Below are 12886 nucleotides of genomic sequence, written 5' to 3'. Positions count from 1 at the left end.
AAAAGTGCAGTTATCGGTCGGCTGGCAATGAAGTTGAATTGAGACTTCCGATTTTTTGGGAAGTGTTTATATGAGGCTTTGACACGGTCTATATATGGTTCTGCCTGAAAAACGCCGCAAGACCAGATATATAGGGATTACCCAACAATTTGCGGGAGCAATAAAAGATGAGCATGGAAGATCGCAAGAACGCAGCCGAAAACAAATATGCCCATGACGCGGAAGTAAAATTCCGTGCAGAAGCACGGCGTAACAAGCTGCTTGGCCTGTGGGCTGCTGAAAAGCTGGGCAAGACCGGTGAAGAAGCCGAAGCCTATGCCAAGGAAGTCATCATTGCAGATTTTCACGAGGCTGGCGACGAGGACGTATTCCGCAAGATTCGCGCAGATTTTGATGCTGCTGGTGTCGACAAGTCGGATCATCGCATCCGCCGAACCATGGAAGAGCTGATGATTGAAGCGATCCGCCAGATCGAAAGCGCTTCGTAAGCTCAATCCGGATTGTCTGGTTCAGGCCGCCCCACGGGGCGGTTTTTTATTTGGCGGGTTGTTGGCGACGACACCGCTTATGATTTTGTTTCGTTTGACCTTGACCCGCATTCACCCCTGTTCGCAATATGAGCGGTAACAGGGAAGGTAAAGAATCATGTCATTAGCGTCGCGTCTGAGGGCTGGAGAAACCATCTATTCCGGCTGGTCCAATTTGACGGACACACTGGTCATGGAAGCGCTTTGCCGTACCCAGCTTTCCGCTGTTTTGCTTGATATGCAACATGGTGCGCATGATACGGCCAGCATTGTTGCTTTGACCGGCATTCTGCGCAGTGCAGGGAAACACACCATTGTTCGCGTGCCGGTTGGCCGGTTTGATATGGCAAGCAGAGCCTTGGATATCGGGGTTGAGGCTGTCGTTGCACCCATGATCAACACAGTGGCGGATGCAAAGCTATTTGCAGCGGCCATGAAATATCCACCACTGGGACAACGTTCATGGGGCCAATTGCGCGGGCGTCCCGGCGGCTATGTGGCGGGTGGTTCCGGAGGATATTTGGCGCAGACAAATGCTGAAACTCTATCCTTTGCCATGATCGAAACCCGTGCTGCTTATGAGGCATTGGACGATATTCTCGCAGTGGATGGAATTGATGGCGTGTTTGTCGGCCCATCGGATTTCTCTATCGCATGGAGCAATGGTGCCGAAGTTGATGCCGGTTCCAATGCAATCGTAGAGCCTTTGACAGAGATCGCCCGGCGTGCAAAAGCCGCTGGCAAACTTGCCGGAATTTATGCAGGCAATGCGGCACTGGCCAAACGTTTTACCGGGCTGGGCTATACGTTTCTTCCTCTCGCTGTCGACACAACCTATCTGACCGATGGCGTTCAGAGTTTGCTGAATGCAATTGAGGTGTAAACACAATCATGCGCCAAGCCTTCAGCTATCGCGCAGATACATCCATTCCCGACTTTCCTGATGATCGTCCCATCCTGATCTTTGATGGCAACTGCATTCTCTGCTCGGGATTTGTCAACTTCCTTCTGCGTGTCGACAAGCGGCCGCATTTTCGCTTTCTGTCAGCACAATCGCCGCTTGGCAGCGCAATATATCGGCATTACGGGCTGGTTTCTCAGGACTATGATTCAAACATACTGCTCGAGAACGGCTTGGTTCGTATCAAGTCAGATGGGTCTTTGCGGGTTTTGGAACTGTTGGGATTTCCTTGGTCGCTTGCATATGCCGCCAGAATTATCCCTCGTGCAATACGGGATTGGCTTTACGATCTTGTTGCCCGCAATCGCCTCAAATGGTTCGGGGTTCGCAGCACTTGCTATTTACCGGACCAACACGAGGCGGATCGGTTTTTAGGATGAGTGGCGAAGCATTGTTTCAGCGAATTACCGGGCCTGATTGGGCGATTTTGCCGGTGGAAATCCGCGCCCTGCACGATGGAGTTCAGGGCGCTACGGGAACGGCAAGCGTCGAGCGCGGTCGCAACATTCTGGCTCGTTGTGTTGCCTCAATCGCAGGTTTCCCAAGAAGCCTGCAGAGTACGACAGTTACCGTGGATTTCATCAAGGCGGGAAGTGATGAAATCTGGCGGAGAAATTTTGGCGGCCACAGGTTTTCCAGCCGGCAATCTGCGGGAGAGGGGCGCTATCGCAAGTTGCTGTGCGAAAGGTTTGGGCCAATTACTTTTGCAATGGCCTTGCAATGCACGGAGCAACGATTGACACTTGAAATGCGGCATTGGGATATTTGGCGTATTCCAATGCCATTATTTCTATGCCCCGCGTCGAATTCTTATGAGTATACTGAAAACGGTCGTATGCATTTCAACGTGGAAATATCGCACCCGTTAACTGGTCTGATCATACATTATCGAGGGTGGTTGGAGCCTATAAATCAAAGTTTTGATAAAAACTGAGCAAACACCATTGACCCTTCAGGCCACGGGCCGTGGCCTGAATCAGCGTTGATATGCCCAGACTCTCCCGCATCTACGATAAGCGATCCCCAAGCCGCCGCCAGATCATCGGCGACCTCGTAGCTGCAATAATGATCGTTCCGGCTGGCAACAACGATTGAGGGGAATGTAAAAGGTTCACGCGGGTAGGGACCGAAAGTCATGAGATGCTTTGGCCGAATTTTGGGATTGGACACATCGGGCGGTGTGACGAGAAACGCCCCTTTGACCTTGTCGCCAATCTGCGGGATGGCATGGATGAATGTTGGGACGCCCAACGAATGCGCCACTACAACAACTGGCCGCGTCGCTTCATTGACTGCTTTGACGACTTCGGCAATCCAATCGTCGCGAACTGGCTTTGACCATTCAGCCTGTTCAACACGGCGAGCTGTGGAAAGTTTGCTTTCCCAACGGCTTTGCCAGTGATCAGGGCCGGAGTTCGTATAACCTGGAATGATGATGATATCGGTGTCTTTTACTTTCATGGGCCGTATTTAAGAAAGTTGAAGCCGGTACGCAATATCGAACTCGACCGCCGCTCTGATTGGTAAACAATCGCAGCCCTATCGTTCAGTATAAGTGAACAGCTTGTTCGCCTGCGTCTGTCTTGAATTGACAACGCAGAAAGCCGATTTTCACACCAACGAAACAAACATAACGAGGAGTGCAAATGAGATTCACACGCCGCGAATTGGTTGGTGGAGCTATTGCGCTTGTCGGAACGGCGGTAAATATCCGCACGGAGGCAAAAATGAACGATGTATCTTTTGCTGCTAAAGCCCCAACCTATGTCTCAAAGATCGGGATCAAGGCCAAGGATGCTGATTTGCTTTCAACCTATTATCAGGATGTCGTCGGCTTGCGTGAGATTTCGCGCAAAGGTCAATCAATCACCCTTGGTGCCGGTGAAACACCGCTGCTTGAAATAGAACAGGCTACGGTCCGGGCGGATGATCCACAAAGCGCGGGGCTTTATCACACAGCTTTTCTCCTGCCCGAGCGCGCGGATCTTGCACAATGGGCCAAACGCGCAATTGACCGACGCATCCCAATTGTCGGCGCATCAGACCATCTGGTGAGTGAAGCCATTTACCTCACTGACCCTGAAGGCAATGGCATTGAAATATATGCCGACCGCCCCCATGAAAAATGGACATGGAACGGCTCGACAGTGGCGATGGCTACCGAGCCGCTTGACGTGGGTAATCTTCTTGCGGAAACGGATGGCCGGCCTTGGTCTGGTGCTCCTGACGGAACCATGGTGGGCCATCTTCACTTACGTGTAGGTAATGCAAAGGAAGCCGAAACATGGTGGCAGAGTGAACTCGGTCTCGACACGGTTGCTGCTTATGGAGCGGCTGCGGTTTTCATGTCTACCGGTGGTTACCACCACCACGTAGCTGCAAACGCATGGCAAAGTCGTGGTGCTGGTCGTCGCGACAATGACCGTTCCGGTTTGGCTTGGGCGGAATTTACCTCAACGAATGCAAAGGAAGAACGCGAAATCGTTGATCCATGGGGAAACCTTATCAGGATTGTTCCGACCAAAGCTTGAGCAACAGATGTGATCGTTGAAGAGGATGCCAATCAGCCGATTCTGGCTTAGGGTCAGGACCTATTAATATGATCGCAATGGCGCCTACAATGGCATGAAGATGCGAGGAGAAGCGCGAAGGGGGGATCTTCCCTCCGGCCAAGTGGTTCGACACTGCAGCTTCCATTTTGGCGTCCGCAAGATATGGTCTTTTCGCCCGTCCAGTTTGTCGCAAAGTCTCGACAATGAACCACATTGCCTTCGCCTTTTCTCATCCTGGACAACCGAAAAGCTTCATACCATTGCGACCAGATTAACAGGTCCTGACCCTAGGTGACAGCCTTCATAAGCGTCTGCAGGTCGGCCTGTGGTATGGGGCGCCCAAACAAAAAGCCCTGTACTTCGGCACATCCGGCGTCGGACAGAAATGCTATATGATCCTCAGTCTCAACACCTTCAGCTAAAACTGGAATATCGAGATTTAATCCCAGGGTGAGCGTTGCCATCACAATCGCAGCTGAGTGGGTGTCGACGTTGAGAGATTTAATGAACTCCCGATCAATTTTGATCTTGTCGAAGGGAAAATTTCTAAGTGTCGAAAGGGAAGAATACCCTGTACCGTAGTCATCCATCGCAATCTTGACGCCTAACGCTTTGAGCTTTTGCATTGCCTGCAATGCGTGCTCTTGATCGGCAATAATCCCGCTTTCGGTGATTTCAAGTTCGAGACGTTCCGGTTCGAGCCCCGTAAGCCTCAAAACCTCGCTTACTTGATCGGAAAGGTTTCTAGAAGCTAACTGCGTTGGTGCGACATTGACCGCAACTTTCAGTTTTCTGTTCCATGTGGCTGCTTCCTTACAAGCCTCGCTTAACACCCAGACCCCGATATCATGGATTAATCCTGTCTCTTCAGCAATCGGGATAAACTCCAATGGAGAAACCATGCCGCGTTTTGGGTGACGCCATCTAAGTAATGCTTCAAATCCCACAATCTCACGCGATTGCGTATCGTTCTGCGCCTGAAAGTATAGCTCGAATTCTGAGCGCTCCAGTGCAAGCTTCAGGTCAATGGCCAGACCGCTTCGAGAGCGCATCTTCTCGTCCATACTTTTTTCATAAAGACTGTGATTGTTCCGGCCGGTTTCTTTTACGCGGTAAAGAGCCAGATCGGCTTTACTGAGCAGGTCACCGGCGATTATGCCGTCTTCGGGAGCCTGCGCTACTCCCACGCTAGCGGAGATCAATAAATCCTGGCCCTGAAATTGTATGGACTGCAGGGCGATATCGACGATTTTTTGCCCAAGCGGATAGAATGAATCTTCGGATAACGCACTTGTTTGAATTGCGACAAATTCGTCGCCACCGGTTCGCGCAACAAAAATCTCGGGTCCCAGCATTTTTCTCAGACGATACGAAAACTCTCTCAGAACTTCGTCGCCTGCCGGATGGCCGTGAACGTCGTTGATTTCTTTGAACCGGTCAAGATCAATGACGGCAACAGTAATCCGCGAGTTATCGGGACGACTGGAAAGGATGCTAGCAAGATGAACGTTCAGGTGAGCACGATTGGCCAGCCCTGTAAGGGCGTCATGCATAGCCAGCTTCCGGTACTGGTGGGCTGCTTCCTGGGCACTACTGAGATCGATAAGATAGGAAGCTGCCCCGATAACCAGAATAATAGCCATAATCACTGAAATTCCGGCTATCAGTAGATCCGCATGCAAAAGCTCGTTCTTGATGACAACAGTGCTGTCAGGAATGATGGATACCGCGGTCATTCCTGTAAAATGGAGGAGACAAATTGCCAGAAATAGACTGATTGCTCCTCCATATTTTGTAAAGCGGTTGGTTGGCCGTGCAACCAGGCTGGTGGCGAATGCGCCAAAAATTACTGCGAGCAATACTGATGCAGTAACATATACATTATCCCAAACAAACCTCCCTGAAACGGAATAAGCAGCCATGCCAATATAGTGCATGATCGCAATACCGAAGCCCATAAAACCACCACCAATTTCCGGCGCACATCTGGTTTTTCTGAGGGTGGCGTAGGCTAGTCCCATGCCAGCCATGAGCACTGAAACACCCAATGACAACAGGGTAAGAGCAGGGTCAAACCCATATACCAACGAATTCTTGTAGCCGAGCATCGAGATGAAATGCGTTGTCCATATCGTTCCGCCGCACACCAGAGCGCACAGGACAAGCCAATAAGCCTGTGATGCCCCCGAAGTTCTAAGCGTGCGTGCAAATAATCGCATGGCAAGCAATGACCCCGTTCCGCATATTATCACAGCAATGAAAATTGGTAGCGGATGATGTTCCGTTTTCAAACAGGACAGGACGGTAAGCATGGAAAGGTCCGACTATGATAGGTATTTGTTAAAATATTGATCTTCTTAATTAATTCAAAAATATTGCAGTAATTCTGAAGCACAAAGACTGTGAAAAATGTCAGCTTGCGACCTCTATAACTATAAAAAATTCTACCCGCAATGATTGCGCCCAAAAGTGTCCAAGAACGCGCTTCAGTTGTGTCTGAAACAGTATAACAGATAACGGGTAACTATTACAGCTTTTACTCAACGTAATCCGTCAGGCAGGTTATTTATTTCAACACCCTCCCAATATTCTATTTGTGAGGACTTCGAATAACCTTCGCCCAACAAACGAACGCCAACACGTTGATTTTCCGTATAAAACACCACCTCATTCGGATTTTTTTCTCCGATCATGAGAAAACGGCAGGGCGCTTTGCTATGGTTGTAAAACGAATGCCCGACTTTCTGACCCGCTGGAAAGCAAACATGATCTCCCGCTTCCATAACATAGGTCTTGTCGCCTAGCTTCAAGGTCATCTCGCCTTCAAGGACAAAGGCCTGCTCTTCTTCCAGCATGTGATAATGATTGAGACTCGACTCCATGCGTGGAGCAAGCTCCTCAAGCTGAACTCCTACATGGGTCGAGCCGCCATATCCTGAAAGGTACTGGTATTTGCTGCCGAAACGTGTGCCTTGCGACCATTCTTCCACAGGCACATCGCTGGAAGAAAATGGTTCGAAAATCCCATCAGCATTAATGGATGTAGGCTTAACGTTCATCTTCCGCTCCTATGACCGATTTCCCACCCTTAAGCCCGCCACATTGCGCTCTTCAAGAACATTGTGCCTGAATCTGTAAAGTGCGGCGGGGCGCCCGCGCGCTTGCGTCTGTTCGGCACCGGTCGGTTCCACCAATTCCGTCGTTTCGACAAGACGGCGGAAGTTCTGTTTGTGGAGATGACGCCCGGAAATTGCCTCAACAGTTTCCTGAAGCGCCGTCAAAGTGAAAGTAGGTGGCATCAATTCGAAGACTACAGGACGGTATTTCAGCTTGGCGCGTAGCCTGGAAATTGCGGTGGCCAGTATACGCCGATGATCAAAACTCATGGCCAATCCTGGTAGGCAGCTTGAGGGCGGGCGATCAACCCTTCCATCCCGAACCGCTTCTTCAATAAGTCCGGCTTCGTATAGAAGTTCGTAGCGCTCCAGCGCTCGTTCCTCATCCCATGCGATATTCTCATCGCCAAATGCCATACGCAGGCGGCTGAGCCGTGATGGCAATGCATGAGCCCATACCTGCAGTGTTGGACGGATATCCTCGTCAATCATGGCGGGCTTGCCTCCGCGCCAGTCTTCCCATGGCAGGAAAGAATACCAGTTGCGCCAGCGCGCGCCGGACTTACGAAGCTGCTCACTGCTGTTGTCAGTGATGCGGGTGAGGGCCAAATATCCCACCGAGACGACATGTAATCCGCGGTCTTCAATGGTTTTGTGCCTGCCGCGATCGCCAAAAGTATAAAGCTGCTCGACATATCCAAGCTGAAGCGGTGTCTGTTCGGCTACCCACTCACGCAATCCGGTTTCGAACGTGCGGTGCTCAAGCGGATTGAATGGACCAAACGGCAACTCGTCCCGTTCTGGCTCGCCACCGGAAGCAGTTGTAAGGATGAGTGGATCATTATTGGCGACTGCAGCGATTGCTGCACTCAGATTGATTTCAACTGCGTTAAGCGCTGTCGTCATGTGTCGGCCGTCAGCGGCAGTATAAAGGGAGTGCCTTCGAAGGCGTCCTCGCCACGCCCGATGGCCTTGATCGCATCAACCATCCGGCCTTTACGCCCCAGCAGATCGTCGGCAAGAGCAATCAGCAGGGCATTCGGCGTAGCGGAGGGCGCGTTTCGGCGCAGCGTCCGCGCAAGTCTCGTTTCATCCAATTCGGGATTAAGAGCCAGCGCTGTAATATAGGCGCTGGCAGTGGAGCGTGAAACGCCGGCATAGCAATGGATGAGCAGGGGAGCTTTCCGGTCCCAGCGCCGCCCAAATGCTATGAATTGATTTATATGATCGACGGAAGGGTGAATCATTCCCTCAGATGGTTCGTTGATGTCATTGAAACCAATGAATAAATGCCGTGCCTCCTCAATCTCGACCGGGCGGTCGAAACGGGAGCCAACATTCATCAGGGTAAGCATATCGCGCGCACCAAAACGCGTTGCTGTTTCAGCGATACGGGATACAGGTGAAACGACAAGATGAGGCATACTCTATCCTTTGGAGCGCTGTTGATCTAGCGCGGCAAAGCGCAACAAAAATGTGTTTTGGGCATTTTGGGTCGGAAGAGGTTTTAAGTCGAGGCCGTGAGGATCAATATTGCGCGGACGTCCGAAAAACTCGACCGCTTCGTTTGGCGAGAAGCCGGCAAGCAGCGTAGCCTCATAATAGGCAGCTACAGCATCCGCCCGCTTTATCTGCGTGCGAAGTTCCTGTTTGACAGTAGGGCTGAGTGAAAATCGCAAATGTATGGCGTGCTGCAATCGCGTTTCGACTGCTTTGTAATCGCCGCCCACCACTGCTTTGAAGGGGGAAATCATATCGCCAATGACATATTCCGGCGCATCGTGCAAAAGCGCGATCAGCCTTTGCTCGGTGGTTACCTGCGGGAAGAGCCGGCCAAGGATGTCTTCAACAAGCAGCGAGTGTTGAGCGACAGAGTAAGCATGCTCGCCAGTCGTTTGTCCATTCCAGCGAGCGACCCGCGACAAACCCTGCGCAATATCCTCAATCTCGATATCCAGTGGCGAGGGATCGAGCAGATCAAGCCTGCGTCCCGACAACATGCGTTGCCAAGCCCGCATTTCTGGCTTGGCCGTGCGTTCGTCTTTGGGCTTGGCCCTTCCTGACATTAGAACTCCCCGATTACGCTTCTTGCGCAGTCACGGGAAATGTAAATCGGTGTTCGGGCGGAATGGCAAGGTCGATAGCTATATCTCCTGCCAAAATGGGTGTGCCGCTATCCATTGCGTCTTTCACACGGTCTATCCGGACAAGTGCCAGTCCGCACCGCCCTGCAATACTTCCCAGTATACCAAGCTCGCGCCCATTGGCTGCAATGGCTGTTCCGGTTGGCGGTAAATCTGCCAGGCTATCGACGATCAGGATACGCCGTCGCGCAGTTCCCCGATGCTGCATGCGGGAAACGACTTCCTGACCAATGAAGCAGCCCTTCTTGAAGGAAACGCCGCCGGTTTGATCGAAATTGATGTCATGCGGAAATGCATCGCCAAGTGCAAAGTCTGCGGGTGCTTCCGCCACTCCATACACAATTCTCAGGCGCGTCCACGCATCGTTATTCTCTTTGGCGATAGTACCGCTATAATGCCGATAGACATTTGCCGTCTCTGGAAAGCGTTCATCGCGAACAGTTGAATCATAATCTGAAATATCTGATTCACTCTCCCAAGAGACAACCACAAGCGATTCTAAATCCACGGAAATCTGTACTTTTGCGCGAAGTTTATAGAGGCTCAGCCGTTTGGCGAAATCTTCCGCAGCAGACTGCAAAGTGTCCAGACGCAGACCAACAGGTGATCGCGAGATCAGGAACTCAAACATTACCTTGCCTTGAGGGCTGAGCAGAGCACCCGGCCTGAGTTTTCCGGTTTTCAGATTGTCTAGATCGGTGGTGATAAGGTTCTGGAGGAAACTTTCGGCATCCTCGCCCGTAACACTCAGGATCGCTCTTCCGTTTAAAAGTGCCGATGGCATTGCATTATCCTTGCCTTATCTGTTGCTGTTACGTAATCCGCTCAGAACAGGTTCGCAAGGTGAAGGAGATGCAAATGGTGCAAACATTCGACACGATTTATCGAAGCGGCATGGTGGTTAATCAGGATGGCGTCGGTTTGCGCGATATTGGTATCACCAATGGGCGTATTGCAGCCATTGGCAATCTTGGTACGGCATCAGCAGGCGAAATCATTGACGCAACGGGTTTGCATATCCTTCCGGGCGTTGTTGATAGTCAGGTGCATTTCCGCGAGCCGGGACTTGAACACAAGGAAGACCTTGAGACTGGTTCACGCTCCGCTGTTTTGGGCGGTGTAACCGCAGTCTTCGAAATGCCGAATACGAAACCTTTGACGACTTCCGCTGAAACACTGGAAGACAAGATTCGGCGTGGCAAGCATCGCATGCATTGCGATTTCGCTTTCTGGGTTGGCGGTACGCGTGACAATGCGCATGATGTTCCAGAATTGGAGCGCCTACCGGGTGCTGCGGGCATCAAGGTATTTATGGGATCGTCAACAGGTGATCTTCTTGTTGAAGACGATGAGGGCGTTCGTTCAATTCTTAAAAATACCCGCCGCCGCGCGGCTTTCCATTCCGAAGATGAATTCCGTCTGCGTGAGCGAGAAAATTTCCGCATCCCAAACGATCCGTCATCGCATCCGGTTTGGCGCGATGAAACAGCAGCACTTCAATGTACTGAGCGGCTTGTTCGAATTGCCCGCGAAACCGGCGCCCGCATCCACGTTCTGCATATTTCTACCGCTGAAGAGATTGATTTTCTTAGTCAGCATAAGGATGTGGCGAGCTGTGAGGCCACGCCTCATCACCTGACACTTGATGCCAGCCAATATGCGACGCTCGGCACACTGATCCAGATGAATCCACCAGTGCGCGATTCCCGTCATCGTGACGGTGTCTGGAAAGGTATCGGGCAGGGGATCGTGGATGTTCTCGGCTCAGATCATGCGCCGCACACATTGGAGGAAAAGGCAAAACCGTACCCGGCATCTCCTTCGGGCATGACGGGCGTGCAAACCCTTGTCCCAATCATGCTTGATCATGTGAATGCTGGGCGCTTGTCGATTGAACGCTTTGTTGATCTGAGTTCACATGGCCCAAACCGTCTCTTTGGGATGGCGCGCAAAGGGCGCATTGCCGTCGGGTATGATGCAGATTTGACAATTGTGGATATGAAGCGCCGTGAGACCATCACCAACGAACAGGTTGGTTCAAAAGCCGGCTGGACACCCTATGACGGCAAGATTGTTACCGGATGGCCTGTAGGAACGATTGTTCGAGGCATAAGGGTCATGTGGGAAGGTGAAATCGTCACGCCATCACAGGGTGAGCCAGTGCTTTTTGGCGAGGCGCTCGCCTGAACTAAACCAGATAATCATTTTAGAAATTGATATTGTGTACACATTTATGTATATAAAGGTTATGTATATTGCTGAACTTGGAATTGCAGTTCGAATGGGACGTGCACAAGGCTGCGTCCAATTTACTGAAACACGGAGTTTCATTTAAGAATGCTGCGAAGATTTTTGCCAATGAGATTTTAGAGCGAGTTGATGACCGTGAGGATTATGGCGAGATTCGTATTATAGCGCTGGGCCGGGTACTTTACCGCGTCGTTTACACGCGACGAAACAAGACAACGATACGTATCATCAGCGCCCAAAAGGCAGGTAAAAATGAGCAAGAAATCTACTACCGCAAAATACTCTCTCAGTGAAATTGCGAGGACATCAGATAAAGAAGGGCAAGCGGAATATGATTGCGCACCTGAAGCTGAATCCTTGGGAGAGGACTTTTGGGAAAGCGCCCGTGTTATTTTGCCTAAAGGCAAAACTTCTGTCCATTTGCGATTGGACACGGACATCATTGACTGGTTCAAAGCACACGGAAAAGGCCATCTTACACGCATGAACGCGGTGCTGCGGGCTTATGTGGAAGCGCACAGAAAAAGCAAATGATGGCCTGAGACTTACGGCAAATAAATCTCCGCCTTCATGAAGGTCACTGCGGAACCAGTGATCAGAACACGATCACCGGCTAGCTCGCAAAGAAGATGCCCGCCACGTTGCGAGCGTTGGTAGGCCGATAGGTGGTTCTCGCCAAGCTTTGCCGCCCAATAGGGCACAAGCGTCGAGTGAATCGATCCTGTTACAGGATCCTCCGGAATCCCGGCATGTGGAACGAAATAGCGTGATACGAAATCATGCTCATTGCCTTTGCCGGTGATTACTAATCCGAAAGGATCGAGTCTGGCTATCTTTGGCAAATCCGGAATGAAATCGATCACTGCCTGCTCGTCCTCAAGTTCAACGAAAACATTCTCGAAGTTCTGGAATGCGATAATGTTGTCACGTCCCGTTATGTCTTTGAGCGCGGGGAGAAGGTCTGTTACCGGTTCTGGTGCAAAGCTTGGAAAATCCAGCTGATAACCGGCATCCTTTTTGTTGACGCGGAGAGTGCCAACTCTCGTCTCAAATGCCAGCTCACCCTCTACGCCAAGCTCGTGTAGCAACACGTGCGAGGAAGCAAGAGTGGCGTGACCACAAAAATTCACTTCATGTACCGGCGTGAACCAGCGCAAATCCCAACCGTTTACATTGCGCTTCAAGAATGCAGTTTCCGCCAGATTGTTCTCGGCTGCGATATTCTGCATGGTTTCCACTGGAAGCCAGTCATCCAATACCAAAACGGCAGCAGGATTACCGCGGAAAAGCTCGGTGGTAAACGCGTCCACCTGATACATCGTCATCGTTCTCATAA

15 protein-coding genes are annotated in these 12886 nt (G+C 51.1%); 7 read left to right on the top strand and 8 right to left on the bottom strand.

The genetic code is table 11. The annotated features are described in order from the left end of the window. Positions 1 to 167 precede the first annotated feature (167 nt). The 3 genes from PMI41_RS22205 (at position 168) to PMI41_RS22195 (ending at position 1868) form a co-directional block, all read left to right on the top strand. Positions 168 to 488, top strand: a complete 321-nt coding sequence (locus PMI41_RS22205; RefSeq protein ID WP_008128617.1) for a DUF1476 domain-containing protein — start codon at positions 168 to 170, stop codon at positions 486 to 488. Positions 489 to 645: 157 nt separating this feature from the next. After that, positions 646 to 1410 carry an aldolase/citrate lyase family protein gene (locus PMI41_RS22200; RefSeq protein WP_008128616.1) on the top strand — a complete coding sequence of 255 codons (765 nt, stop codon included), beginning with the start codon at positions 646 to 648 and terminating at the stop codon, positions 1408 to 1410. Positions 1411 to 1418: 8 nt separating this feature from the next. Then, positions 1419 to 1868 carry a DCC1-like thiol-disulfide oxidoreductase family protein gene (locus PMI41_RS22195; protein WP_008128615.1) on the top strand — a complete coding sequence of 150 codons (450 nt, stop codon included), beginning with the start codon at positions 1419 to 1421 and terminating at the stop codon, positions 1866 to 1868. A 532-nt stretch (positions 1869 to 2400) separates the two neighbouring features. On the opposite strand, the gene PMI41_RS22185 is transcribed toward PMI41_RS22195, so the two are convergent. Continuing rightward, positions 2401 to 2949 carry an alpha/beta hydrolase gene (locus PMI41_RS22185; protein WP_008128613.1) on the bottom strand — a complete coding sequence of 183 codons (549 nt, stop codon included), beginning with the start codon at positions 2947 to 2949 and terminating at the stop codon, positions 2401 to 2403. A 266-nt stretch (positions 2950 to 3215) separates the two neighbouring features. Between PMI41_RS22185 and PMI41_RS22180 the strand changes: the two genes are divergently transcribed. Then, on the top strand, positions 3216 to 4019 hold the full coding sequence (locus PMI41_RS22180) for a VOC family protein (RefSeq protein WP_052025964.1): 804 nt from the start codon (positions 3216 to 3218) through the stop codon (positions 4017 to 4019). A 308-nt stretch (positions 4020 to 4327) separates the two neighbouring features. On the opposite strand, the gene PMI41_RS22170 is transcribed toward PMI41_RS22180, so the two are convergent. The 6 genes from PMI41_RS22170 to PMI41_RS22145 all read right to left on the bottom strand — a co-directional run bounded on the left by PMI41_RS22170 (position 4328) and on the right by PMI41_RS22145 (position 10084). Continuing rightward, positions 4328 to 6352, bottom strand: a complete 2025-nt coding sequence (locus PMI41_RS22170) for an EAL domain-containing protein (protein ID WP_008128609.1) — start codon at positions 6350 to 6352, stop codon at positions 4328 to 4330. 228 nt (positions 6353 to 6580) lie between these two features. Next, a complete protein-coding gene (locus tag PMI41_RS22165) occupies positions 6581 to 7099 on the bottom strand; it encodes a cupin domain-containing protein (RefSeq protein ID WP_008128606.1) in 519 nt (172 codons plus the stop codon). A gap of 9 nt (positions 7100 to 7108) precedes the next feature. Next, on the bottom strand, positions 7109 to 8062 hold the full coding sequence (locus PMI41_RS22160) for a hypothetical protein (RefSeq protein ID WP_008128604.1): 954 nt from the start codon (positions 8060 to 8062) through the stop codon (positions 7109 to 7111). Then, the gene (locus PMI41_RS22155; protein ID WP_008128602.1) at positions 8059 to 8580 is read right to left on the bottom strand and encodes a tyrosine phosphatase family protein; all 522 of its coding nucleotides are present in this window, start codon (positions 8578 to 8580) and stop codon (positions 8059 to 8061) included. Before PMI41_RS22155 ends, PMI41_RS22160 begins: the two co-directional genes overlap by 4 nt. A gap of 3 nt (positions 8581 to 8583) precedes the next feature. Further along, complete coding sequence (locus PMI41_RS22150; protein WP_008128600.1) at positions 8584 to 9222, bottom strand: HD family hydrolase; 639 nt, start codon at positions 9220 to 9222, stop codon at positions 8584 to 8586. 13 nt (positions 9223 to 9235) lie between these two features. Further along, on the bottom strand, positions 9236 to 10084 hold the full coding sequence (locus PMI41_RS22145; protein ID WP_008128599.1) for a folate-binding protein YgfZ: 849 nt from the start codon (positions 10082 to 10084) through the stop codon (positions 9236 to 9238). Positions 10085 to 10158: 74 nt separating this feature from the next. Here PMI41_RS22145 and PMI41_RS22140 point away from each other — a divergent pair, with 74 nt between their 5' ends. From PMI41_RS22140 to PMI41_RS22130, 3 genes are all read left to right on the top strand, one after another. Then, positions 10159 to 11487 (top strand): dihydroorotase, encoded by a 1329-nt coding sequence (locus PMI41_RS22140; protein ID WP_008128597.1) that lies wholly within the window; start codon positions 10159 to 10161, stop codon positions 11485 to 11487. Between the two features lie 101 nt (positions 11488 to 11588). Further along, positions 11589 to 11843 carry a BrnT family toxin gene (locus PMI41_RS22135; RefSeq protein WP_244423995.1) on the top strand — a complete coding sequence of 85 codons (255 nt, stop codon included), beginning with the start codon at positions 11589 to 11591 and terminating at the stop codon, positions 11841 to 11843. Continuing rightward, positions 11803 to 12084, top strand: coding sequence for a BrnA antitoxin family protein (locus PMI41_RS22130; RefSeq protein ID WP_008128593.1), 282 nt, complete (start codon positions 11803 to 11805; stop codon positions 12082 to 12084). The genes PMI41_RS22135 and PMI41_RS22130 overlap by 41 nt, the downstream gene beginning before the upstream one ends. 11 nt (positions 12085 to 12095) lie before the next feature. On the opposite strand, the gene PMI41_RS22125 is transcribed toward PMI41_RS22130, so the two are convergent. After that, positions 12096 to 12884 carry a PhzF family phenazine biosynthesis protein gene (locus PMI41_RS22125; protein WP_244423991.1) on the bottom strand — a complete coding sequence of 263 codons (789 nt, stop codon included), beginning with the start codon at positions 12882 to 12884 and terminating at the stop codon, positions 12096 to 12098. Positions 12885 to 12886 lie beyond the last annotated feature (2 nt).

This window comes from Phyllobacterium sp. YR531 (assembly GCF_000282595.1).
GTDB lineage: Bacteria > Pseudomonadota > Alphaproteobacteria > Rhizobiales > Rhizobiaceae > Phyllobacterium.
The sequence above is the reverse complement of the archived record's forward strand: the minus strand, read 5'-3'. Positions and strand labels throughout refer to the sequence as shown.